The sequence below is a fragment of the Gordonia sp. NPDC062954 genome, from assembly GCF_044543825.1.
GTDB classification, from domain to species: Bacteria; Actinomycetota; Actinomycetes; order Mycobacteriales; family Mycobacteriaceae; genus Gordonia; species Gordonia tangerina.
The window spans coordinates 57,828-80,313 of sequence record NZ_JBITWL010000010.1; the positions used below are offsets into that span (position 1 = coordinate 57,828).

The following is a 22,486-nucleotide window of genomic DNA, read 5'->3' on the forward strand; positions in this document are numbered from 1 at the left end:
GCTCAGATCAGATGTCGCTCCCGCGCCCGATCGACCGCGTCCCGGCGTGAGGACACCCCGAGCTTGCGATAGATCGACTGCTGATGGGTTTTCACCGTATTCACCGAGACGAACAGGTCCGCCGCGATCTCGGCCGCCTTGTACATCGTCGGAAGGTACTGCAACACCATCAGCTCTCGGTCGGTCAACGACTCCACCGGCGGCACAACGACTGTCGAGTCCGGTGTGCCGACTCGCCCGCAGACGCCGAGCAGGTCGCGGACGAACTCCGGATCCTCGGCGGTCACGTGCTCCAATCGGGTGAGCAACGCTGCCACCGGCGCACCACCGGCCACGAACGGCCGGATCTGACGCACCGGCGCGGCCAGCCGTACTGCCGCCGTCAGGTGCTGCAGGGCAGCCACGTCTCGGTGAAGTCGCGCCCAGGCCACAGCTGTCAGGATCTCCGCCTCGACCGCCTGCAGCCGATGCGGCGCGAATCCGTCGGCGGTGCCCAGCACGTCGATCGCCACTGCCGGGCGGCCCGCAGCCAGCTGCGCCTTCGCCAATACGACGCGGGTCAGCGCCCCTTCGTAGGTCGCTGACGCGTCCGGCCGCGTCAGCGACGTGATCACGGATTCGGCCTCCCCCATCAGGATTCGGGTCTCCGCGATCGCCACGTCGTACCAGCTGCGCACCAACAGGGGCAGCCCGGAGGTCGATCGCCGCGCGATTTCCAGGCGACGGCATTGTGCGCGCGCCGCGTACACGTCGGCCCGTGTCACCGCGACACCCACCGCGACGGCCTCACCGATCAGCAACGCCGCGGTATCGGTGCCCGGCCCCACGGCACGCCGCGCCATCGACACCGCCCGATCGGCTGCGTCGAGATCATGCCGTTCGAGATCCAGCAGGGCCTGCGCCGCGTACAGCGCCACCGCCTGCGGCTGCCGCGTCCACCCTCGCCGCTCGACCAACGCGGTCATCGCCGCGATGCGATCGGCGACGACCGCCAGTTCTCCCCGCGTCACGTCGATCAGGGCCAGGTAGGTCTCGGCAGCCAGCTCGGTGAGGCCCAACCCGAGATCCTCGGCCGTCGCCGCACTCCCGACGAGTTCCGTTGCGGCCGCGTCGACCTCACCTCGATGGAACAGACCGATCCCCCGGTTGTTACGCGCCATGAGTGTGTATGCCCGGGCCGCCGGGATCTCGACCCGGGACGCCGACGCCACCAGGGCCAGGACCTCGTCGCAGCGATCGATCAGCTCGGGCAGACGAGAACTGCGCGCCGTCACCATCCGGGTCAGCGCGATCAGAATCCGTGACCCCGGCGTCGCTCGGGCGGGCTCGGCGTCCAGGAGTTCGGCGGCGTCCTCGGCATTGCGCGACATCTCGCCGAAGTCGCCGCGGTGATAGCAGAGGACCGCGGCGGCCAGAAGCGTGTCGGCAGTCGGACGTCGGGCCGCCTCGCGGGCCGCCGACTCGAGCGCACCGGCGAGCTCAGATGCCTGCGGCGACAACACCAGCGGCCCGGCGACATCGCCGAGCACAGTGGTCACCTCGTGCCAGGCCCCAGCGCGGGCGAAGTGGTCGATCGCCGCGATCGGGTCGTCGTTGCGAACACACCAGTTCGCCGCGCGGCGATGCAGATCGGCAGGCGCGTCGGGATTCTCGGCGCCCAGCCGATCGATGAGCAGTTCCCGGAAAAGCGGATGATAGGCGTACCAGTCCGGCCGATCGGCAAGTCGGACGGTCAGCACGTTGCGCGCGACCAGGTCGTCGAGGACTCGACGGCTGTCCGCGCGCCCGGTCAGTGCCCGCGCCAACGACGGTGTGATGATCTCCCCGACAGACGTGGCCAGCAGGAATCGACGGTCGGTCGGCGCGAGATCCTCGAGGACCTCTTCCAACAGGTAGGCGGCCACGAGATCATTGCGGCCGGTGAGCCGATCCGCCGTGACGTGCCCGAGGTCGTCGCGGGCGCTGAGCACCGCCAGACGCAAACCGGTCGCCCATCCCTGAGTCCGTTCGAGGAGCGTATCCACCTCGGTGGCGTCGAACTCGCTGCCCACCATCCGGCCGAGATCGACGACGTCGTCTCGGGTGAATTGCAGATCGCGCATGCCGACCTCGATCAGCCTCCCCTCGAGCCGTACTCGCTGCAACCGCAGGTCCGGGGCCGCGCGCGTGATCAGTACCAGCCGCAGCCGCTCGGGTTGTCGCGCGACCAGGTGCCGGATCGAGTCCATGACGTCGGGCGCATCGATTCGGTGCACATCGTCGAGCACCAGGGTCACCGGGGTGGGCGACGACGCGAGTCCGTCGACGATCATGTCCACCTCGGGCTCGGCGAATGCCGGCCCGGGCGCGATGTCGAGCAACGCACCCGACCCGGTTGACGCACCGCCCGCAGTGAGCGACCCGAGGATGTCGCTCCACAGGGCACGCATGCCGTGGGGCTCACCGACCGCGAGCCACGCGACCGGACCGTCGGCCACGCGGTGCTGCAACCACGATGCGACGGCGAGTGACTTTCCGTAACCGGCACCGGCCTCGACGACCGCGATATCGCCGGGGCCACAGGCACTGAGCGTCTGGTCGATCCGGTGCCGATGTACGTAGGCAGGAGGCAGCGCCGGCCGTGCGGTGCGCAGCCGCAATCCCGGCGCCAGTCGACCGCTAGGTGCGTCCACTCGGTACCCACTCCGTGTCACCCCGACCCGACCTCGGGGACCCGCGAAGATGATATCGGCAAGCCGGTGAGAGGGCGAGAGGGCGAGCAATCATCCGGTCCGGGTGACCTCCCCGGCGGCTGTGGCCTGGCATCATCGAGAGAAAGTCACCACACGAGGGAGGCGATCGGAGATGCCGATGCGCCACGGTCGGCTCAGCCGGCGCGCTGTGATCGGACACCCCGTCGTCCGGTCACCCGCTCCCCCGGATTCGGCGTCGCTGGTCGCCAGAGGCGTGGCGCGGCGCAAGACGCGCGACGGACGCAGCGGAAACGACGGCTCCTGAGGCTGGTTGCGGTGCTGCGCGCGGTGTGAGGGTGGCCCTTCGTGACGCGAACTCGCAGGCGCGCTCGCTGATCAGGGACCAGGGGTGGCGGCCTCGGCCGCCACCTCGCGGCGCGCAGGCCGCATCGCGATCTCGAGAGCCGCCAGCGCCAGGCAGGTGATCACGACAGTCCAGATCACCACGAGTCCGGTCGGGTAGGACCAGAACATCAGGATGAGCGCGGCACCGACCACCACGGCGATCCGCACCGGGATACGGGCCTGATAAAGGGCTTGCTCCACAGCATTCGGTGCACGCTGCTTGCGCCGCGCGTCGAGAGCTCCGATCCCGCCGGTGAATCCACGCCGGATCGCCTGCGCCGATCGGGAGCCGCCGGCGAAGAACACCACAAGCGCCACCACCAGCGCGGCGACCGCGACCGCCCGCAAGGCCAACCGCAACGGATTGACGACGGTATCGAAGATCACCCGCGCGGCATCGGGAGCGAGTACGTCGGCCGGGATCTCGCTCATGTACACGGCACGACCGATGAGCAGTCCGATGGCCAACAACAGCATCGCCACCACGATCGAGACCGCGACCACCGCGGTCATCCGCAATCGCCGTCCCGCTCCGATGACCGCGATGGCGCCGATGGCGGCGGCGAGGGCCAGCCACGGCAGCACATCGGCGACCTTGTCCAGCGCGTTCACCCACCGTTGCGCGTTCGCCAGCTGCGGGGACTCGAACACCACGAAGCTCTTGTCGACCTGAGGGATGTTGTTCGCGAAAGCGAATCCGCGGTCGGAAAGGATCTGTTTGACCTGTTCGATGATCGGACCGAGCTCGATGCTGATGGCGCCGTTGGGATCGACCTCGACCGCACCGCGCTCGGTGTCGCCGGTGAGCACCGCCACCACCGACTGGTGTGCGGCACGGTTGGCCGTCACCCACAGTTGTTCGAACTGGTCGGACTGCACGAATCGGCTCACGGTCTGCTCGATGAACGACTCGGCCTGGTTGGCCAGCACCGGAGCCAGACCGACGACGGTCTGGTCGATGCGGGGACGCTCGGCCGGAGTCAGATCCACGAGTTGCTGCAGCGCGTCCTCGGTGATCTGCCGGATGTCGACCTGCTCGTCGATCGCGGCGGTGATCGCGTCGGTGACCTGGCCCTGCACGGCCGGATCTGATGCCAGCGGCGCCACCGTCGTCAGATAGTGGTCGGTGTCGAGGAGTTCGCCACGCACGTAGCGCGTCGTAACCGACAGCAACGTCAGCAGGGCACACAGCACCACGAGTACCACCGCGGTGAAACGTCGCCAGAACATCCGACGTTGCGGTGCCGGGGTGGCGCGCAGTTCGGCGACCTGCGCCCGCAGGCGTTCGAGTTCGGCCCGCTCGTCGGTGTCGAGTGGGCCCTCTTTTCCGTCGACTGGGCGCTCTTTCTCGTCGACTGGGTGCTCCGCAGCGGTCCCCGCGGGGTGTTGCGCACCGGCGTCTTCCGGACGATCGGCACCCGCGTCCGGTTCGGGTTGCCCTCCGGTCGGCTCACTCACGTCGTGTCTCCGCTCTGTCGATGCCCGCGAATCCTCGCATGGCGAGATCGAACCCGCCGGTCAATGCTCCGACCTTCCCACGAGATGGACACCGACCACATCCTCCGTGCCGGGTGAGTACGCGACGACGACCCGGAAGTCACCCGTTCCAGGTGATCCGCCGTGGGCTCGCAGCAGGCATTCTGACCTGACGATCCGTCTGCGGCATCGCCATGCCGCCACGTTCAAGGAGTGACGACATGTGGGACTCGTTCTGGGACTTCATCTGGTACACCGTGGTGATCTTCATCTTCGTGGCCTACCTGATGATGCTGTTCTGGATCATCAGCGACCTCTTCCGCGATCGGGCCCTGTCGGGCTGGTGGAAAGCCGTGTGGATGGTGTTCTTGATCTTCATCCCCTGGCTGACCGCGCTGGTCTACCTGATCGCGCGCGGTCCCGGTATGTCCCGGCGCGCCGCCGAGACCCAGAGCCAAATGCAGCAGCAGTCCGACGCCTACATCCGGTCGGTGGCCGGCAAGTCCTCAGCCGACCAGATCGCCGACGCGAAAGCACTTCTGGATGCCGGCACCATTGATCAGCAGGAGTTCGAGGCGCTGAAAGCCAAGGCGCTGAGCTGAGCTGACCGCGCCACCGTCGGGGATCAGCCGGCGAGGGTTCAGTCGGCGGGGATAACCCGGTCCAGGAAGCCGAGGACGTCGTCCATCCCACCGTCGGCCCGCAGGTCGGTGTGATCGCTGTTGATCGTCTTCAACTCGTAGTCGGTCCCCGCCTTGCGAAACGCACGCAGCAACGCATAGGTCATCGGAATCGGCACGGTGATGTCGCGCAGGCCGTGCACGATCAGGATCGGACCGCCCTGCTCGCGCACGGGCACCTCCATGTACCTGCGGAGCGCGTCACGAAAGGTGTCGTCGCCGAGCGACTTCGACAGCAACGCATCGGGCCGGGTGCCGTCGAGGATCGACTCCCATTGCGGACCACACGATCGGCCCACCTCGGCTACGACCCGCCTGCCGAAGTCCGAGAGGTACGTCGACACGTCGACATCGTGCTGGTTGGCCGACATCCCGGCCAGGACCGCTGCCAGCGGCCCCGACATCGCCCGCGGCAGGGCGGGGATCCCGGGCCGCATCAGCGGGATGACATCCTCGAAGTTCGACGCCGGGGCCAGCGCAGCCGTGCCGCGGAAGTCGAGCTCAGGCGCATAGTCGTGTGCGTAGTGGCCGGCGGCGAGCGCCGCGTGGCCACCTTGCGACGACCCGGCAGCGGCCCAGGTCTCCGAGAGCCCGATGATCACCGTGCGTGCGGCTCTGACGATGTCGATGACCGCGGTGGCCTCCGAGCGTGTGTGCAAGTAGGCGTGCGGGCCGAGCGAATTCGGACCGAGCCCGACGTAGTCGGTCGCCACCACGGCATATCCCGCCCCGGTGAGGGCGCCGACGACCGGCGCCGTCGATCGGATGAGATCGCCGGAATCGGCCAGGCCACAGCTCTCACCGAGCCCGGAGGTGCCGTGCGCCCACGAGATGATGGGCCATCCCCCGCGAGGTCGGGCACCGTCGGGCAGCGCGACGATGCCGCTCGCCGGTACCACAGCGCCGCGCGCATCCTTCGTCAGATACGACAACCGCAGCACCCGATCCAGTCCGCCCCACTCCCCCAACTGGGTCAACGCGATCGCACGCCCCGGTTGACCGGCAACCGACTGTGCGGAGGTGGGCGCGCCGACGATGACAGACCCCATCATCGCCACGACACCGAGCAGCACGAACAGGATCGTGCGCGATCTGCGCATATGTCACACACCGCGGCCGGATGTGAGAGTCCCAACCGTCAGCGTCTGCTGAGGTGCCACGGGACTCCTTCGTTCGGACAATGGATGTCATGAACACTCTAGCGATGGCTTCCGCGCTGGCCCTGGTGGCGGTGGCGACCGTGACCACCGGCGCGGTGGGCGCTCTGATCGGAATCGTCTCCCGCGCCGACGCGCACCCCGCACCCGTTCGGGTCCCGCGCCAACCCCCGGACGTGGTCCCACACCGCTGAATCGGCCCGCACGGTCCCTATCGGCACCAGCCGTCCATGTGAGACGCTCGCCACAGGTACGCTCACGCAAGTTGCGGAACACACCATGTGACGAGAACACCTGGCATCGGCCGAACGAGGTGAGGATCGAAATGAACCGACCGAAAACGCGTCTGACCTGTCCGTGCGGCGAGGCGATCAAGGGCGCCGACGAGGACGAGCTGGTGGTGAAGGTGCGCGAGCACCTCAAGGAGAATCACCCGGGACACGACTACAGCCGCGACGAGATCTTGTTCATGGCGTATTGAGTCGACGCCCGGCACGTGTGGCGTGGCCGAGATCCGCGTCCGTCAGGCCCCGGACGTTGCACTCACCTACTCGACATGCACCGGGCAGCCCGGTGCGAAGGTGCCCATCTTCTCGATGTCGTATCCGTTGGGGTAGGAGCGGATTCGTGGCATGTTCTGCACCAGCGCCGGCTTGCGCCGTGCCGGGAAGTACCGGAGAGCCCGGGCACGCGCCTTGAGCGCACCGACCGACAGCGCGCGTGCCACCGGGCCGGGTTCGGGATACCGGAACGCCGTGATCAATGGTTCGTCCATGAGCGACCGGCTGAAGATGTTGACGGCCCGTGCGGCGATCGACGGATAGAACGAGGCCATCAGGTCCATGGTCGAGTCCGCGACGCGACGCGCCCCGTCGTCGAAGGCGAAATGCTCGTCCTCATAGGCGTCCATCAGGGTCTCGAACTCGTCGTAGGTGTCCGGGATGTCCTTGATCGCCATGTGCCGGCCGAGATCCTGGTAGTAGCGGACCATCGCGACGCGCTCATTCGCCTGAAGTTCACGCCACCCGAACCGCGCCAGCCACCGCACCGGGACCACCACGAACGTCGACAGCACGTAGCGCATGTCGTCGTTGGAGATGTCGTACATCTTGTGCATCTGGTTGATGCGACGGATGGCGGCCTTGCCGGATGCACTGTCGAAACCTTCGACGAGGGGAACCTCGAGCAGGATCGCGGTGTCGTCATAGCGCTTCTGGGTCTGCCGGGTGAACGCGCCTGTGCGATCGAGCAGGTTACCGATGCTCGGGACAGCGTAGGTGCGGAACAGCGCGAAACTCAGTGACTGGTTGATATCCCATGGGAATTCGTAGGTCGACAGGTTCCGGTAGATCTCCACATACCGGGTCTCCGGGTCCAGTCCGGTGTTGCGGTTCGTTGTGCTCACAGCTGTCTCCTCATCTGGATGGGAGATAGCGTAAGTGCACTTATGGTTTTGTGCAACCCATCACATCTACACTGTCGATGTGAGCTCCACAGCGAAGAAGACCAGTACGCCGTCACACTCGGCACGAGTCCGGTATCTGGACGTGGGCCTGCGTGTTTTGGCAGATCAGGGACACGCGGGGTTGAAGTTGGCGACCGTGTGTGAAGTCGTCGGCGCCACCACGGGTTCGTTCTATCACGCGTTCTCGAACTGGCCCGCCTACACCTCAGCGCTCATCCACCATTGGCGCGAGAAGGAGAGTCGGCGTCCGATCGCCGAGGCCCGCACGGTGACCGACCCGGTTGCCCGCCTGCAGTTCCTGACCGACATCGCGATGCGATTGCCCCATGACACCGAGGCGGCGATCCGGGTGTGGGCCGAACACGACCCCGACGTGCGCGCCGTGCAGGACGACGCCGACGACGAACGACGCCGGTTCATCTCCGACACCTATCTCGAGGTGGTCGGAAACCGAGCCGACGCCGATCATTACGCCACTGCGGCGATGTATCTTCTGGTCGGCTACGAGAACGGCACCCTCCGATCTCGGGAGACACTCGAGTGGGCTTTTCAGACCTTCATCGAGCAGGCCCTGCGCCAGGCCGGACGTATCGCCGAGACGACGACTCAGCGGAAGACCAGCCCTCCGTCAATCAGCACGGCCTGACCGGTCATGTAGTTCGAATCCGGTCCAGCGAGGTACGAGACAAACGCAGCCACATCTTCGGGCGTCTGCGCGCGCCCCAACGCGATACCGCCGACGAACTTCTCGTAGGTCTCCCCCTCGGCTGCCCCGGTCAGCTCGGCAAAACGTTTGTCGATGGTCACCCACATATCGGTACCGACCACCCCCGGACAGTAGGCGTTGACAGTGATACCTTGCGCCGCGTATTCCTTTGCAGCGGCTTGCGTCAGGGCACGCACCGCGAACTTGGTAGCGCTGTAGACACCGAGCATGGGGAACCCGTCGTGGCCGGCGATGGAGGAGGCGTTGATGATCTTTCCCCGCGTGCCGTTTGCGGTGAATCGCGCTGCTGCGGCTTGGATTCCCCACAGCACGCCGTTCACGTTGACCGACCAGATGCGCTCTAGCTCGTCGGGCCGCACGTCGTCGATCGGCGCGACCTGGGCGATGCCGGCGTTGTTGATCATGACGTCGAACCCGCCGAGCGCCTCCTGAGCGTCATCCACGGCGGCGAACACCTGTTCCCGGTCGCTGACGTCGGCGACGAACGCGGTGGCCTTGCCGCCGAGTCCGCGGACCTCGTCGACTACCGAGCCGATACCGGCCTCGTTGACGTCGACGAGCGCGATGTCGTGTCCGTCGGCAGCCAACCGCAGCGCGATGCCACGGCCGATGCCCTGACCACCGCCGGTGATGAGTACGACGCTCATGCCGCCACCTCCGCCGGGTCCACGAGCACCTTCATCTTCGCTCCGGCATGCAGCGCGTCGAAGCCGTCGTCCACCACGCGATCGAGACCTATCGTGTCCACCCACCCTGTCGTGTCGTACCGACCCTGCGACATGAGATCGATGACGGCGTCGAAGTCCGCCGAGGTGTAGCAGAGCGAACCCTGAATGCGGGACTCGTTCATCACGAGCCGCTGAAGTGTTGTGGTCAGCGGTTTCTCGTAGATGGCGACGCTGACCAGCGGCTGTCGGGCACCGATGCAGTCGAGTGCCGTGTTGACGGCCGGTTCCACCCCGGCCGCGTCGAAGATGGCGTCGGCACCCCGACCGTCGGTGGTGTCGGCGACGAACTCCGCGACGTCGAGCGAAGTCGGGTCGAGTGTCGTCGCGCCCAACGCCTCGATGGCGGCGCGTCGCGTCGCCGACGGCTCCACCACATACACGTTCTCCAGCCCCTTGCCACGCAGGGCGAACCACAGTCCGATCCCAATCGGCCCGGCACCGAACACCATCGCGGTGTCGTCGGCCTGTGGCTGCCCCAGCGTCGCCGCGTGGTATGCCACCGACATCGGTTCGACGAGCGCGCCCAGCTCGAGTGAGACGTTCTCCGGCAGTTGATGAATCATGTTCGCCGGGACCACTGTGTACTCGGCCATTCCACCGTCGGACATCAGGCCGTGAAAGCCGATGTGCTGACAGATGTTGTAGTTGCCGACTCGGCACGGGCCGCAGTGCCCGCAACGGTAGATCGGTTCGATGGCGACCCGATCACCGGCATGAACGCCGGTGACGCCGTCGCCGACCTCGGTGACGGTGCCCGAGAACTCGTGACCGAGCACCAGCGGCAACTGTGCTCCGGTGAGCGGGTGCGGCTCGGTGGGGATGAAGATCGGTCCGGCGAAGTACTCATGCAGATCTGTGCCGCAGATCCCGTTGAAGCCGACCTGCACCTTGACCTCACCCGCGCCGGGCGAAGGTTCGGGTACGTCGGCGATCTCCACCTTGTTCGCGCCGTAATAGACAGCTGCTCGCATCAGTTCTGACTCCTGTTTCTCGGCTGATTCCGATGCGTTCATGACTATGTGACTCAGCGCACAACTTGCCAGGGTTGCAGTGCGTTGCATCTACCCACGCGCAACCCTCCGCCCCTGCAGTCACCGGTGTGATCCACGCGCCGACTCGCTCCGGCATGAGGAGCGCCGACGCAAACTGCGACATCACGCGACTGCGCCGGGCAGAACGCTCGGCTCACCGCTGTCCGGCGGCCTCCGCCGACGCCACCAGATGATCGACGACGTCGGTCACCGCCCGTCGCATCCCCGGCCGAGTCAAGGCCTCATAGACACGGGCCGCGCGAACTCCCTTGAGCGTCAGTCGCTTCACCCCGGGATGGCGCACCGCGAACCGCGGGATCAGGGCGATGCCGTGGTCGGCGGCCACGATGGACTGGATGGTGCCGAAGTCCAGCATCCGCTGGGTCACCCGCGGCGCCACCCCGGTCACCGCCGAAATCGACAGCAGCACATCGTCGACGGGGAAACCGCCCTCCACGCTGATCCAGTCGCAGTCGGCCAGGTCGTCGACCTCGATGTCGTCGCGGTCGGCGAACTCAGAACCCGCGGCGACCACCACGTCGACGGGCTCACGCATCAATTCGGTCACCTCGACCCGCGGAGCCCGCACCGGTGCCGTGCGTTCATCCCGGTGGGTGACGACGATGTCGAAGTCCGCCAGCGCCGGGGCAGCGTCGGGGTAGCCCACATCGAGCTCGGCGGCGATCACCTCGACACCCGAGCCGGCGACTCGGTCCAACACCCCGGGCAACAGCAGCGCAGCACCCGACGGGAACATCGCCAGCCGCACCGTCGCGGCCCCCGACCGGTAGCCGTCCATCTCCTCCTGCGCCCGTTCGACGGCGGCAATCACCTCGTCGGCCCGCAGCACCAGCGCGCGCCCCGCGTCGGTCAGCCGGATGCGGCGCCCGTCCTGGGCCAGCAGGTCGACGCCGGCTTCTCGCGTGAGCACCTTCAACTGCTGTGACACCGCCGACGGCGTCATGTGCATGGCGTCGGCCACCGCCCCGATCGACCCGCGATCGGCGAATTCGCGCAGTAACCGCAACCGCTTCACATCCACACCGTCAACGTACTGCGCCGAACCGCCGCGGCCACAGCGGTTCGTCCGCCGGGTATCCGCACATCCGCCGCGAGTTTCTGGAGAATCTGGTGAATGCGGGAGTAGAAACACCGCAGGGAATGAAGCGGACCGGAGTACCGTTTGAGGGCGTATGAAGAACATCGGGTTCCTGTCCTTCGGACATTGGTCGGATGCGCGCGGTTCGCAGGTGCGGTCCGGGTCCGACACATTGCTCCAGTCCATCGACCTGGCGGTGGCGGCCGAAGAACTCGGCGCCGACGGCGCATACTTCCGCGTGCATCACTTCGCCCGTCAGCTCGCCTCACCGTTCCCGTTGCTGGCGGCGATCGGCGCGAAGACCGACCGCATCGAGATCGGCACCGGTGTGATCGACATGCGTTACGAGAACCCGCTGTACATGGCCGAGGACGCCGGAGCCGCTGACCTCATCTCCGGCGGACGACTGCAACTCGGCATCAGCCGCGGATCGCCCGAGCAGGTGATCGAGGGATACAAGTACTTCGGCTATGTACCCCCCGAAGGGTCCACCGACGCCGACATGGCGCGTCAGCACACCGACGTCTTCCTCAAGGTCATCTCGGGAGATGGCTTCGCCCAACCGAATCCGCGGCCGATGTTCCCGAACCCACCGGGACTGCTACCCATCGAACCCCAGTCCCCCGGGCTGCGCGAACGCATCTGGTGGGGTGCGGGCTCCCGCGCAACCGCGGAATGGACTGCGCAGCAGGGTATGAACCTGATGAGCTCGACGCTACTCACCGAGGACACCGGCGTACCGTTCCACCAGCTACAGGCCGAGCAGATCGAGCGATATCGGAAGGCGTGGACCGACGCCGGCCACTCTCGTGAACCGCGGGTGTCGGTGAGCCGCAGCATCTTCGCGATCGTCGACGACCTCGACCGTGCCTACTTCGGTCGCGGTGGCTCCGAGGACGATCAGGTGGGCGTGATCGACAACGCCGTCGCCCGCTTCGGCCGCAGTTACGCCGACGAGCCGGACAAGTTGATCGAGCAGTTGCGCGAGGATGAGGCCATCGCCGCCGCGGACACCCTTTTGCTGACCGTTCCCAATCAACTCGGCGTGGACTACAACGCACACGTCATCGAGTCGATCCTGACGCACGTGGCGCCGGCGCTCGGCTGGCGGTGACAATGCACTGACAATGTAGAGAAACTACATCATCAGTGCACAACAATTCGATTGTCCTTGATCGAATTCGTCTCCACGATGGTCGTCATGACCAACCGCGACCGGCTCCTCGGGCTTGCAGTGGTGGCGCTGTGGGGACTGAACTTCATTGCGATCCGCCTCAGCCTCGACCACTTCCCGCCGTTTTTCTGCGCAGCGCTGCGCTTCGCGGTGATGGCCGTCCCGGTCATCGCGTTCGTCACCTTCCCGCACGTGCGCCTGCGGTGGTTTCTGCTGTACGCCACCGGATTCGGCTTCGTCCAGTTCGCCTTCCTGTTCCTGGCGATGCATCTGGGGATGCCAACCGGACTCGCGTCGCTGGTGCTGCAGACGTCGGCTCCGTTCACCGTGCTGCTCGGAGTGCTGTTCCTGCGCGAGCGCATGGCCCTGCTCCAGGTGGTGGGCATCGTGGTGGCGGTGCTCGGCATGGCGGTCATCGGGATCGACCGCGCCACCGGCAGCCCGCTCGGGCTGGGTGCGCTGGTCCCGATGGTGCTCACCGTGCTCGGTGGCCTCGGCTGGGCGTTCGGCAACATCGGCAGCAGGCTCGCCGCGCAGCATCCGCCCACGCGGCCGGCCCCCGACGCCCGCCTCGACAACGCGCTGCGCATGACCCTGTGGATGTCGGTGGTCCCACCGATCCCGTTCGCCGCGATGAGTCTGGTGTTCGACGGACCCCGCGCCGGTGTCGAGTCGCTGACCACTCTCGACTCGCGCAGCGGTCTGCTCGCGCTGGCCGGACTCGCCTACACGGTGCTGCTGGGCACCGTGGTCGGGTCCGGGCTGTGGGTGTACCTGATGTCGCGCCACCCCGCCAGCAGCGTCGCGCCGCTGTCGTTGTTGGTGCCGATCGTCGGCATCACCGCGGCGTGGGCATTGCTGGGTGAGCGTCCGAGCGCCGTCGAGCTGATCGGCGCGATCACGGTGATCGTCGGATGCGCGGTCGGCGTGCTGGCCGCTCCGAGGTCGCGGCCCAAGCCCCCGGCCGATACCGGGTCAGCGAAACGCGTACGCGAGCGCGGCGCCGATGCGCTCGACGGCGGCACGCGCGTCCGGGCTGATCAGCGTCATGTTGGCGAAGGCGTGGATCAGGTTGCCGGCGCGGTCGAGGGTCACCGGGACACCCGCCTGCTTGAGACGATCGGCATAGGCAATGCCCTCGTCGCGCAGCGGATCGAATCCGGCGACGATCACATACGCAGGCGCGAGTCCGCTGAGATCGTCGGCCAGCAGCGGTGAGACGCGCGGATCGGAGCGCTGGGTCGCGTCGGGCACATAGTGGTCGGTGAACCAGTCCATGTGTTCGTCGGTGAGATACAGGCCTTCGGCGAACTCGCGGCGCGACGCCCGTTTCGTCGTCACGTCGACCACCGGGTAGATGAGCATCTGCAGGCAGGGGGTGATCGCGTCGTCGCGGACCTGCTGTGCCACCACCGCAGCCAGGTTTCCGCCGGCGCTGTCGCCGCCCACCGCGATGCGCTCGGTCGCCACACCCCATTGCGGCGCCTTTTCGACCGCGAAGCGCCACGCGGCGACCGCGTCGTCGACGGCAGCCGGGAACGGATGCTCCGGGGCCAGCCGGTAGTCGACGGACAGGATGTCGGCGCCGGTCGACAACGCCAGCCGACGTACCAGGTTGTCGTGGCTGACCCGATCACCCACCACGAACCCGCCACCGTGGAAGAAGACGAGGATGCCGGCCGAACGCACCCGGGCGCGGTACCGCGTGGCCGGTATCGGTCCACCGGGTCCGTCGATGAGCAAGTCCTCTTCGACCGCCATCGCCGGCAGATCCTCCGCCAACGTCGCCGCGTTGGCGGTCAGGTCCGCGCGCGCCTGCGACACCGGTTTGCCGGCGATCTCGAAAGCCGGCACCTTGTCGGCGATCAGTCCGGTCAACGCCATCTCCGGCGACAACCGGTCACCGTCGGCGTTGACGCGGCCCCACTGGCCGGCGAAGCGCAACACCACCGGTGGGATGCGTCCGGCGGAGCGCATCAGCGCACGCCGGACCCGGGTGGGCAGGGACGGAGACATCGCTGTGGCCTGACTCACGTCCGTGAGCGTACCGGCGCCGCACGGGCGACCTGTCGACGGGCGCTTGTGTCAGACTCGTGCCATGTCCGACCGCACCAGAGTCCCGATGCGCACCAACCTGGCGCTGGCAGCCGCGTCGGCGGCCCGCTGGGCGTCGCGAACCGCAGGTCGCGGTAAGGGGTCGATGATCGGTGGTCTGGTCGCCGCGAACATCGATCCGAACATCATGAGCCGCCTGGCCGCCGGCAAGCGCTCTGCGCTGGTGACCGGCACGAACGGTAAGTCGACGACGACGCGGATGACGGCGGCGGCATTGTCCGAACTGGGCGACGTGGCCACCCAGGCCGACGGCGCCAACATGGACGCCGGCATCATCGCCACCCTCACGCTGCATCGTCCCGCGACGATCTGCGCTCTCGAGGTCGACGAGTTGCATGTGCCGGGTGTCAGCGATGCTGTCGACCCGGAGGTGTTGGTGATGTTGAACCTGTCGCGCGATCAGCTCGATCGGGTCGGCGAGATCAACATGATCGAACGGCGACTTCGCGAAGGCATCGCCCGCCATCCGGCGATGACGATCGTCGCCAACTGCGACGATGTGCTGGTCACATCGGCCGCGTTCGACGCCACCGATGTGGTGTGGGTGGCCGCGGGAGCCGGCTGGGTGGGTGACTCGGTGAGTTGCCCGCGCACCGGCGAGCCCATCATCCGGTCGGGCGACGACTGGCGCTCGAGCGGTGACGAGAACTTCCGCCGCCCCACCCCCGATTGGTGGTTCGACGACGAGAACCTCTATGGCCCCGACGGATTCACCGCCCCGATGACGCTGTCGGTGCCCGGTCGTGCGAACCGGGGCAACGCCGCCCAGGCGGTGGCGGCCGCGGTGGCGATGGGCGCGGACCCGGCGAAGGCGGTCGCGGCGGTCGGCACCGTCGGCGAGGTCGCCGGCCGCTACGGCATCCACCAGGTCGGCAACCACTCCGTGCGCACGCTGCTGGCCAAGAATCCGGCGGGCTGGCAGGAAGCGTTGTCGATGATCGACCAGGACGCCGACGGCCTGGTGATCGCGGTCAACGGGCAGGTCCCCGACGGTGAGGACCTCTCCTGGCTGTGGGATGTGCGGTTCGAGGCGTTCGAGACGATGCAGGTGGTCGCCGCCGGCGAGCGTGCAGCCGACCTGTCCGTCCGGCTGCTCTACGCGGGCGCCGAGCACAGCACCGTTCCCGATCCGATGAAGGCGATCGCCTCCTGTCCGCCGGGCCGCGTGGAGGTACTCGCCAACTACACTGCGTTCCGCGATCTCGGCACCGCCCTGGAGCGCGCCGAGCGCGCCCGCGGCGCCGACCTGAAGGGGGCGGGGTCATGAGCGAATCCACATTGCGGATCGGTCTCGTCCTGCCCGATGTGATGGGTACCTACGGAGATGGCGGCAACGCGCTCGTGCTCCGGCAGCGCGCCCGCATGCGCGGAATCGATGCCGAGATCATCCAGATCACCCTCGACGACGAGGTACCCGACTCGCTGGACGTCTACACCCTGGGGGGCGCCGAGGACTACGCGCAGCGTCTGGCCACCCGCCACCTCACCCGTTTTCCCGGGTTGCAGCGTGCCGCGGACGCGGGCCGGCCGGTCTTGGCGATCTGTGCGGCGATCCAGGTGCTGGGCCACTGGTACGAGACGTCTGCGGGTGAACGCGTCGACGGGATCTCGCTGTTCGACCTCACCACCTCGCCGCAGGAGAGCCGCAGCATTGGCGAACTCGTCACCGATCCGGTTGTCGACGGGTTGACCGCACCACTGAGTGGCTTCGAGAACCACCGCGGCGGAAGCACTCTCGGCGACGACGCGCGGCCGTTGGCCCGCGTGCGGCACGGGGTCGGCAACGGCGTTGGCGACGGCACCGAGGGTGTGGTGCAAGGATCGGTGATCGGCACCTACATGCACGGTCCGGCGCTCGCGCGTAACCCCGAACTCGCCGACCATCTGCTGGCGCGTGCCCTCGGTACCGATTCGCTGGCGCCGCTGCAGCTTCCCGAGGTGGCCCGCCTGCGCACCGAGCGCCTGGCCGCCGGTCGACGCGGCTGAGTTCACCTTCGCCAGGAAAGCCCGTTCATTACCGCTTGCTGAGCTGAGGAGACCCGGAGCCTGCGGCCACCACTATTCCGTGCGCGGCACCCACCGGCGACGACTCACCGCGCCGATCGGTCAGGCCGAAACCGCGCGCACACCGTCGGACCGCAGACGGCGCAGTCGGTACCGGATCGATAGTGGGTGTGCGCGTCACGGGCGTGGCCGCAGCGGCAGCGGGAGTCCGGGTGACGGCCCAACCATCGGGCGAGCACCTTCTTCATGAGTCGACCCCCGATCTGCGGCTGACCTCGTTGTCACCGCCCATCGCAGACTACTCGTCAGTCACGACGCGGCCGCTTCGGTGACAGCCCGGCGTGTTCAGCGGCCGCGGTCAGTACATCGGCCAACATCGCCGGGGTGAGCCGGCCGGTGAAAGTGTTGTGCTGACTCACGTGGTAACTGCCGAAGATGGTCAGCTCGGCCTCGCCGCGGCGGATGGTCGTTCGGGCGCCGTGGCCGAACTTGGGTTTCGGTCGGTCGACGCTCCAGCCCAGGTCGGCGAACGCCCGCAGACCCGCCTGCCACCCGAACGCACCGAGCACCACCACCGAACGCAGGGTGGGCTGCAGCAACGCGAGTTCCGCGTCGAGCCACGTCGCGCATCGGTCCCGTTCGGCGACGGTCGGTTTGTTCTGCGGCGGCGCGCAATGCACCGGTGCGGTCATCCGCACCCCGTACAGCTGCATGCCGTCGTCGACGGACACCGCGGTCGGCTGACTCGCCAAGCCCACGTCGTACAGCGCCCGGAACAGCACGTCACCGCTCTGATCACCGGTGAACATCCGGCCGGTCCGATTACCCCCGTGGGCTGCCGGCGCCAAACCCAGGATCACCACGCGTGCATCGGCGGGCCCGAAACCAGGCACCGGCCGGCCCCAATAGGTCTGGTCGGCGAACGCGGCCCGTTTGTCCCTCGCGACCTGCTCACGCCACTCGACCAGACGCGGACAGGCACGGCACTCGACGACGTCGGCGTCGAGCCCCGCCATCGTCGAATAGCCGGCCATGGCTCACCCTAACGCCGGCGGTCGATCAGTCCAGCACACGAGACCGCTGCCGGGTTCCGTCGACGGCGAACCAGCCCCGCTCGAACTGCTGCCACCGCTGCAACAAGGGCCGTGACTCTTCACCATCGCGTGCGACCGCCCGTTCGAGCCGTTCCGCCGCAGATCCACCGTCGAGCCACAGGGAGTGGGTCAGACGCGGGGCGATGCGCCGACGCGCCGACGACACCCCCTCGATGATGAGCAGCGGTTCCCACCGCAACCACACCAGCCGCCCAGGCTTGGCCACGCCGTCCCGCCACACCCGCGGCCGATAGTGGTAATCGTGTCGCCGGATGAACGCCTGCAGGAGGTCGGTTTCCAACTCAGGCCACCAGGCGACGGGATTGTCCCAGGTGGCGAAGTCGTCGGTGCGGATCAGCTGCACTCCGGTGCCGCGCTGACGCAGGCGCGCCACCAGCGCGTCGGCCACCGTCGACTTCCCCGATCCGGACGGGCCGTCGATGGCCACGATGCCCGAGTCCATTTCCGCCGCGAGATCGTCGAGTCCGCGGACGACGTCCGACATCATCACAGTCTCCCGATCCCGGTGGTCGGCGGCGTGGTCAGCGACGCGGTGATCGGCGGTTCCGGGACCTCGGTCACCGTGGTCGTACCAGTGCGCAGGTACTCGACGATCGCACGATCGAGCGGTGGATGCGATCGCCCCAGCTGCGCGTGGTCGCCGCCACCAACGGTGATCAGATGGCTGCCCATCAGCCGGTGCATCGCCAACGACTCGCGGTAGGGCGTTTGCGGGTCGTCTCGCGCCTGCAGCTGCAGTGGCTGCACGGCGAGATGGTTGTTGGTCACCGCCACCGGCGTAGTCACAGCAGGTGCACCCGCACAGGCCATCCCCGACTGGTAATAGAGACCCGGCCCGTCGAAGACGTCTGCCACCACACCGTTGAGGAACACCGACGCGGGGACCTGATGCGGCTGCGCCGGCATCTGGTTCTCGTTGCACATGATCACCGACTGAAGGTCCTGCAGACTCGTCAGGATGGCAACGACCTCCGGGTCGGGTTCGGCCTTCGGTTGGGCGCGGCCGTTGATCCGCATCGCCACGAACGCCCATTTGTTGCGGTCCGGGGCGGCGATGCGAGTGATGCTGAGCAGCAACGAATTCGACTGCATACCCGGAACAGTCAGTGTCGCAATGAGATTCTCCACGCGCGCACGGGCTTCGGCGGTGAGGTTCACCCCGGCGAGATACTGCTGCGCCACCGCACGCAATCCTGGCGGAACGTCACCGACCTGCGCCGGCGGCGCGGCGAGCGACGGTGGCACGCCGGACTCAGCGACGATCTTCGCGCTCCACTGCCGATACACCGCCAGCGGCGTGCGCCCGAGGTGATAGATGTTGTCGTGCTTCGCGATCCACACCAACATCTCGTTCATCCGACTCTTGAACGCCTGCGTCTGCGAACCCGGAATCCCGTTCCAGACCAGTGCCGGGTTGACCGCGGAGTCGAGCACCAGCCGGTCGGTGTGCCTCGGGAACAGCGTGGCGTACGTCGACATCAGCAGCGTGCCATAGGAAATGCCGTACAGGCTCACCTTCGATACGCCGAGCACGCGGCGCACGACCTCGATGTCGCGGGCCGTGTTCTCGGTGGTGATGGTGCGTAGGTAGGCGGGCGTCGACGCCGCACAGCGGCGGCGATGCAGTGCCCCGCCCTCGGTGAGCAAGGCCAGCTGCTGCGAGTCGGAGACCGGCGTGCACGTCAGCGGCGTCGACGAGAGCAATCCGCGTGGCTGTACGCCAACCAGGTCCCACTCGTCGCGCATCTCATCGGGCACCGGGAGCCGGGAGAACATCCCGATGGCGTCGGAACCGGGCCCGCCCGGGTTGCCGATGAGCACGCCACGACGACGGCCCGGATCGCGCGCCGGGAGCCGGCTGATCATGATGTCGATCGTCGGACCGCTCGGCATCGCGTGGTCGAGCGGCACCTGCACCGTCGCACACCGTGCCGCCGGGGATGCGTCGTGGATCGCGGGGCACGGGCCCCACCGCAACTCCTGCGCGGGTGCCGCATCGGCGGACGGCAGCACGATCGAACCCACCGCCACTGCGAGCGCGACAGCGATGGCAGACAGGCGCCCGATCTGAACGCTTCCCCGGCTGGTCACGGGTCTATCTGTAGCAGACTTGCACTCGCCGCAGAGCCCGGCCGGTCCGCCTAGGCCAGCACCCGTCGGCCCGACAACGCCCGCCCCAGCGTCAGTTCGTCGGCGAACTCGAGGTCACCACCCATCGGCAGTCCCGACGCCAACCGGGTCACCGACAGTCCGGGGAAGTCCTTGAGCATCCGCAGCAGGTACGTCGCGGTTGCCTCGCCCTCGGTGTTGGGATCGGTGGCGACGATGATCTCGGTGACGTCGTTTCCGTCTTCCTGGGTGGCGAGGCGTTTGAGGAGTTCACGGATGCGCAGCTGGTCGGGACCAATGCCCGACAGCGGGTCGAGCGCACCGCCGAGTACGTGGTAGCGGCCATCGAACTCCTTGGTCCGTTCGATGGCGTGCACGTCCTTGGGCTCCTCGACGACACAGATCTTGGTGGCGTCGCGGCGGGCGTCCGAACAGATCCGGCACAACGTGTCGGCCGAGACGTTGCCACATTCGGCGCAGTAGGTGACGTCATCGCGAACCCGGGCGAGAGCCGCGATCAGGCGATCGATCTCCTTGTTCTCCACCGATAGCAGGTGGAAAGCGATGCGCTGGGCACCCTTGGGTCCCAAACCCGGCTGTTTGGCCAGCTCGTCGATCAGATCCTGGATCGGTCCCTCGTACATGGCGGCCTACTGGCCAAGGCCGGGAATGCCGCCGCCGAGGCCTCCGGCGAGCGGTCCCATCTTCTCCTGCGCGAGGGCTTCACGCTTTGTCGACAGGTCGGCGAGCGCGCCGAGCACGAGATCCTGCAACGTCTCCACATCGTCGGCGTCGACGACCTTGGGGTCGATACTCACCGCGGTGACCTCGCCGGTGCCGTTGCCGGTGACCGTCACCAGGCCGTTGCCGGCCGATCCGGTGACCTCGGCCGCGGCGATCTCGTTCTGTGCGGACAGGAGCTGTTCCTGCATCTGCTGGGCCTGGGCGAGCAGGCCGGCCATCGGGTTGTCGCCGCCTTCACCGCCGCCGAAGAGTGCGCTGGGGTCGAAAGGTTGAGTCACGCCCTCAACTGTATCGCCGTCTCAGCGCAGCAACCGATCGACGTGCTCGGCGAGTTCGTCCAGCGTCGCGCCGTCGCCGGGAGTGACGACGAAGGAGATCACCTCGTCACCGAAGAGACGGCCGGCCTGACGGGTCAGCGCGAACTCGAACCTGTCGTCGACGCGTCGCCACTGGGTGATGCCGCCGTAGACAGGCGCGCTGGCCCCGGTCGTCACGCAGTACTCGTCGGACCGCGGCCCGCCGGTCAGGTCGCGCTGGATCTGGAAACACGCCATCGACTCGTCGTCGATGAACACCACGGCCTCGCACCCGAGGTCGGGGTGGCGCTCGTAGGTCGCCTGGATGGCCATGTGCTCAGGCTATCGCGTCGACTGGGCGCCGTTTCCCGTCGACTGGGCGCCCTTGTCGCTGGTCGAGTAGGTGCCAACATCTCGCTGATCGAGTAGGTCGAGCCGCCAGGCGAGACCGTATCGAGATCAGGTGACGTGGTCTCGATACACCTCGTCGCAGGCTCCTCGGCTACTCGACCACCGACAAGGCGCCCCCGCCTCGGCTACTCGACCACCGACAAGGCGCCCCCGCCTCAGTCACTCGATCGGCGAACAGTGCCCACCGCACTCAGGCAACCGACCGCCCCGACACGAACTCCCGACGCTCCCCCGTCAACGGGTCGTCGAAGCCCAGCGAGTGCGCGACGAGCCGCAATGGCTGCGTGAAGTCGCCATGATCCGGTAGTTCCGCCAGGTCAGGACGGATATCGGGATACAAGGGGTCGCCGACGATGCCGACGCCGAGCTGCGCCATGTGCATCCTCAGCTGATGGGTCCGGCCCGTGTGCGGCTGCAGACGATAGATTCCGCCCGCCGCGGTCTGGTCGAGCAGAGCGATGGTGCTCGACGCGTTGGCCTCACCGTCGACGACCCGCGCCCGCAGATCACCCGCGGTCTTCTCGATCCGATTGGTGACGGTCACCGGATCGATGAGGTCGGCCCGCACCGGCGCCAACGCCCGGTACTCCTTGTCGGCGCGACGTTCGGCGAATAACGCCTGGTAGGCGGCCCGCACGTCGGGTCGCAGCGTGAACAGCAACACGCCGGCGGTCAGCCGATCGAGCCGATGCGCTGGAGACACCAGATCGGAGCCGAGCTCGCGCCGCAGCCGCACCAGCGCGGTCTGCGTCACGTGACGCCCCCGCGGCATCGTGGCCAGGAAGTGCGGCTTGTCGACGACGACGATCGCGTCGTCGCGGTACAGGATCGGCAGGTCAAACGGGATCGGCGTCTCGTCGGGCAGGTCGCGGTAGAGGTACACCGAGCTGTTCATGCGGGCCGGGTCATCGAGGCCGATCGGGCGGCCATCGGCGTCGACGATCTCTCCGCGACCCTCCCGCACAGCCAGATCATCGCGGGTCAGCCCGGCCAGCGACGACGTCTCCAGCAGGCAATCGGCGATGGTGCGCTCCGGTCCGGAGCGCAGCACCACCCGGGTCGCATCGACCCCATCCCG

The 22,486-nt window shown here is 67.6% G+C and carries 22 protein-coding genes and 1 pseudogene; 8 read left to right on the forward strand and 15 right to left on the reverse strand.

What is annotated here, in order from left to right; all coding sequences use genetic code 11:
* Positions 1–2: 2 nt before the first annotated feature.
* Positions 3–2,672 (reverse strand): LuxR C-terminal-related transcriptional regulator, encoded by a 2,670-nt coding sequence (locus ACIGKQ_RS11915; RefSeq protein ID WP_396573737.1) that lies wholly within the window; start codon positions 2,670–2,672, stop codon positions 3–5.
* A 396-nt stretch (positions 2,673–3,068) separates the two neighbouring features.
* Positions 3,069–4,535, reverse strand: a complete 1,467-nt coding sequence (locus ACIGKQ_RS11920; protein ID WP_396573738.1) for a hypothetical protein — start codon at positions 4,533–4,535, stop codon at positions 3,069–3,071.
* 239 nt (positions 4,536–4,774) lie between these two features.
* Here ACIGKQ_RS11920 and ACIGKQ_RS11925 point away from each other — a divergent pair, with 239 nt between their 5' ends.
* On the forward strand, positions 4,775–5,155 hold the full coding sequence (locus ACIGKQ_RS11925; protein WP_396573739.1) for an SHOCT domain-containing protein: 381 nt from the start codon (positions 4,775–4,777) through the stop codon (positions 5,153–5,155).
* A 38-nt stretch (positions 5,156–5,193) separates the two neighbouring features.
* Here ACIGKQ_RS11925 and ACIGKQ_RS11930 read toward each other — a convergent pair whose 3' ends face one another.
* Positions 5,194–6,333 carry a lipase family protein gene (locus ACIGKQ_RS11930; protein WP_396573740.1) on the reverse strand — a complete coding sequence of 380 codons (1,140 nt, stop codon included), beginning with the start codon at positions 6,331–6,333 and terminating at the stop codon, positions 5,194–5,196.
* 89 nt (positions 6,334–6,422) lie between these two features.
* Here ACIGKQ_RS11930 and ACIGKQ_RS11935 point away from each other — a divergent pair, with 89 nt between their 5' ends.
* Both ACIGKQ_RS11935 and ACIGKQ_RS11940 read left to right on the forward strand, forming a co-directional pair.
* Complete coding sequence (locus ACIGKQ_RS11935; RefSeq protein ID WP_235721713.1) at positions 6,423–6,584, forward strand: hypothetical protein; 162 nt, start codon at positions 6,423–6,425, stop codon at positions 6,582–6,584.
* 131 nt (positions 6,585–6,715) lie between these two features.
* The gene (locus ACIGKQ_RS11940) at positions 6,716–6,871 is read left to right on the forward strand and encodes a DUF1059 domain-containing protein (RefSeq protein ID WP_235721712.1); all 156 of its coding nucleotides are present in this window, start codon (positions 6,716–6,718) and stop codon (positions 6,869–6,871) included.
* A gap of 66 nt (positions 6,872–6,937) precedes the next feature.
* Here ACIGKQ_RS11940 and ACIGKQ_RS11945 read toward each other — a convergent pair whose 3' ends face one another.
* Positions 6,938–7,795 (reverse strand): oxygenase MpaB family protein, encoded by an 858-nt coding sequence (locus ACIGKQ_RS11945; RefSeq protein WP_235721711.1) that lies wholly within the window; start codon positions 7,793–7,795, stop codon positions 6,938–6,940.
* A gap of 79 nt (positions 7,796–7,874) precedes the next feature.
* Here ACIGKQ_RS11945 and ACIGKQ_RS11950 point away from each other — a divergent pair, with 79 nt between their 5' ends.
* Complete coding sequence (locus ACIGKQ_RS11950; RefSeq protein WP_396573742.1) at positions 7,875–8,501, forward strand: TetR/AcrR family transcriptional regulator; 627 nt, start codon at positions 7,875–7,877, stop codon at positions 8,499–8,501.
* Here the strand turns inward: ACIGKQ_RS11950 and ACIGKQ_RS11955 are convergent.
* From ACIGKQ_RS11955 to ACIGKQ_RS11965, 3 genes are all read right to left on the reverse strand, one after another.
* Positions 8,462–9,229 (reverse strand): acetoin reductase, encoded by a 768-nt coding sequence (locus ACIGKQ_RS11955; RefSeq protein ID WP_235721709.1) that lies wholly within the window; start codon positions 9,227–9,229, stop codon positions 8,462–8,464. The genes ACIGKQ_RS11950 and ACIGKQ_RS11955 overlap by 40 nt on opposite strands.
* Positions 9,226–10,281, reverse strand: a complete 1,056-nt coding sequence (locus ACIGKQ_RS11960; protein WP_235721708.1) for a 2,3-butanediol dehydrogenase — start codon at positions 10,279–10,281, stop codon at positions 9,226–9,228. Before ACIGKQ_RS11960 ends, ACIGKQ_RS11955 begins: the two co-directional genes overlap by 4 nt.
* 214 nt (positions 10,282–10,495) lie before the next feature.
* Entirely contained in the window at positions 10,496–11,383 is an 888-nt protein-coding gene (locus tag ACIGKQ_RS11965; protein WP_396573745.1) for a LysR family transcriptional regulator, read from the reverse strand.
* Positions 11,384–11,534: 151 nt separating this feature from the next.
* On the opposite strand from ACIGKQ_RS11965, the gene ACIGKQ_RS11970 reads away from it, so the two are divergent.
* Both ACIGKQ_RS11970 and ACIGKQ_RS11975 read left to right on the forward strand, forming a co-directional pair.
* Positions 11,535–12,554 carry an LLM class flavin-dependent oxidoreductase gene (locus ACIGKQ_RS11970; RefSeq protein ID WP_396573747.1) on the forward strand — a complete coding sequence of 340 codons (1,020 nt, stop codon included), beginning with the start codon at positions 11,535–11,537 and terminating at the stop codon, positions 12,552–12,554.
* A gap of 87 nt (positions 12,555–12,641) precedes the next feature.
* Positions 12,642–13,637 (forward strand): annotated as a pseudogene (locus tag ACIGKQ_RS11975) (EamA family transporter); the annotation flags it as partial.
* Here ACIGKQ_RS11975 and ACIGKQ_RS11980 read toward each other — a convergent pair.
* Positions 13,590–14,648, reverse strand: a complete 1,059-nt coding sequence (locus tag ACIGKQ_RS11980) for an alpha/beta hydrolase (protein ID WP_235721705.1) — start codon at positions 14,646–14,648, stop codon at positions 13,590–13,592. The pseudogene ACIGKQ_RS11975 and the gene ACIGKQ_RS11980 overlap by 48 nt on opposite strands.
* 64 nt (positions 14,649–14,712) lie before the next feature.
* Here ACIGKQ_RS11980 and ACIGKQ_RS11985 point away from each other — a divergent pair, with 64 nt between their 5' ends.
* Positions 14,713–15,996 carry a MurT ligase domain-containing protein gene (locus ACIGKQ_RS11985; RefSeq protein ID WP_396573748.1) on the forward strand — a complete coding sequence of 428 codons (1,284 nt, stop codon included), beginning with the start codon at positions 14,713–14,715 and terminating at the stop codon, positions 15,994–15,996.
* Positions 15,993–16,715, forward strand: a complete 723-nt coding sequence (locus tag ACIGKQ_RS11990) for a type 1 glutamine amidotransferase (protein ID WP_235721703.1) — start codon at positions 15,993–15,995, stop codon at positions 16,713–16,715. The genes ACIGKQ_RS11985 and ACIGKQ_RS11990 overlap by 4 nt, the downstream gene beginning before the upstream one ends.
* 323 nt (positions 16,716–17,038) lie before the next feature.
* Here the strand turns inward: ACIGKQ_RS11990 and ACIGKQ_RS11995 are convergent, their stop codons facing one another.
* The 7 genes from ACIGKQ_RS11995 to ACIGKQ_RS12025 form a co-directional block, all read right to left on the reverse strand.
* Complete coding sequence (locus ACIGKQ_RS11995) at positions 17,039–17,767, reverse strand: uracil-DNA glycosylase (RefSeq protein ID WP_396573750.1); 729 nt, start codon at positions 17,765–17,767, stop codon at positions 17,039–17,041.
* A 25-nt stretch (positions 17,768–17,792) separates the two neighbouring features.
* Complete coding sequence (locus ACIGKQ_RS12000; RefSeq protein WP_235721701.1) at positions 17,793–18,335, reverse strand: uridine kinase; 543 nt, start codon at positions 18,333–18,335, stop codon at positions 17,793–17,795.
* Positions 18,335–19,939: an alpha/beta fold hydrolase gene (locus ACIGKQ_RS12005; protein WP_396573752.1), complete on the reverse strand. Its 1,605-nt coding sequence runs from the start codon at positions 19,937–19,939 to the stop codon at positions 18,335–18,337. Before ACIGKQ_RS12005 ends, ACIGKQ_RS12000 begins: the two co-directional genes overlap by 1 nt.
* 50 nt (positions 19,940–19,989) lie before the next feature.
* Complete coding sequence (gene recR / locus ACIGKQ_RS12010; RefSeq protein WP_235721699.1) at positions 19,990–20,601, reverse strand: recombination mediator RecR; 612 nt, start codon at positions 20,599–20,601, stop codon at positions 19,990–19,992.
* A 6-nt stretch (positions 20,602–20,607) separates the two neighbouring features.
* On the reverse strand, positions 20,608–20,979 hold the full coding sequence (locus tag ACIGKQ_RS12015) for a YbaB/EbfC family nucleoid-associated protein (RefSeq protein WP_235721698.1): 372 nt from the start codon (positions 20,977–20,979) through the stop codon (positions 20,608–20,610).
* 21 nt (positions 20,980–21,000) lie between these two features.
* Entirely contained in the window at positions 21,001–21,330 is a 330-nt protein-coding gene (locus tag ACIGKQ_RS12020) for a hypothetical protein (RefSeq protein WP_266063414.1), read from the reverse strand.
* A 268-nt stretch (positions 21,331–21,598) separates the two neighbouring features.
* The gene (locus ACIGKQ_RS12025; protein WP_396573755.1) at positions 21,599–22,462 is read right to left on the reverse strand and encodes a pseudouridine synthase; all 864 of its coding nucleotides are present in this window, start codon (positions 22,460–22,462) and stop codon (positions 21,599–21,601) included.
* Positions 22,463–22,486: the final 24 nt, after the last annotated feature.

What these genes read in the sequence shown, in the direction of transcription:
- ACIGKQ_RS11960 (WP_235721708.1), bottom strand. Translation starts at nt 10,281, where the DNA reads ATGCGAGCAGCTGTCTATTACGGCGCGAACAAGGTGGAGATCGCCGAC.
- ACIGKQ_RS11925 (WP_396573739.1), top strand. Translation starts at nt 4,775, where the DNA reads ATGTGGGACTCGTTCTGGGACTTCATCTGGTACACCGTGGTGATCTTC.
- ACIGKQ_RS11935 (WP_235721713.1), top strand. Translation starts at nt 6,423, where the DNA reads ATGAACACTCTAGCGATGGCTTCCGCGCTGGCCCTGGTGGCGGTGGCG.
- ACIGKQ_RS11940 (WP_235721712.1), top strand. Translation starts at nt 6,716, where the DNA reads ATGAACCGACCGAAAACGCGTCTGACCTGTCCGTGCGGCGAGGCGATC.
- ACIGKQ_RS11955 (WP_235721709.1), bottom strand. Translation starts at nt 9,229, where the DNA reads ATGAGCGTCGTACTCATCACCGGCGGTGGTCAGGGCATCGGCCGTGGC.
- ACIGKQ_RS11970 (WP_396573747.1), top strand. Translation starts at nt 11,535, where the DNA reads ATGAAGAACATCGGGTTCCTGTCCTTCGGACATTGGTCGGATGCGCGC.
- ACIGKQ_RS11995 (WP_396573750.1), bottom strand. Translation starts at nt 17,767, where the DNA reads ATGGCCGGCTATTCGACGATGGCGGGGCTCGACGCCGACGTCGTCGAG.
- ACIGKQ_RS12000 (WP_235721701.1), bottom strand. Translation starts at nt 18,335, where the DNA reads ATGATGTCGGACGTCGTCCGCGGACTCGACGATCTCGCGGCGGAAATG.
- ACIGKQ_RS12020 (WP_266063414.1), bottom strand. Translation starts at nt 21,330, where the DNA reads ATGGCCATCCAGGCGACCTACGAGCGCCACCCCGACCTCGGGTGCGAG.
- ACIGKQ_RS11930 (WP_396573740.1), bottom strand. Translation starts at nt 6,333, where the DNA reads ATGCGCAGATCGCGCACGATCCTGTTCGTGCTGCTCGGTGTCGTGGCG.
- ACIGKQ_RS11990 (WP_235721703.1), top strand. Translation starts at nt 15,993, where the DNA reads ATGAGCGAATCCACATTGCGGATCGGTCTCGTCCTGCCCGATGTGATG.
- recR (WP_235721699.1), bottom strand. Translation starts at nt 20,601, where the DNA reads ATGTACGAGGGACCGATCCAGGATCTGATCGACGAGCTGGCCAAACAG.
- ACIGKQ_RS11985 (WP_396573748.1), top strand. Translation starts at nt 14,713, where the DNA reads ATGTCCGACCGCACCAGAGTCCCGATGCGCACCAACCTGGCGCTGGCA.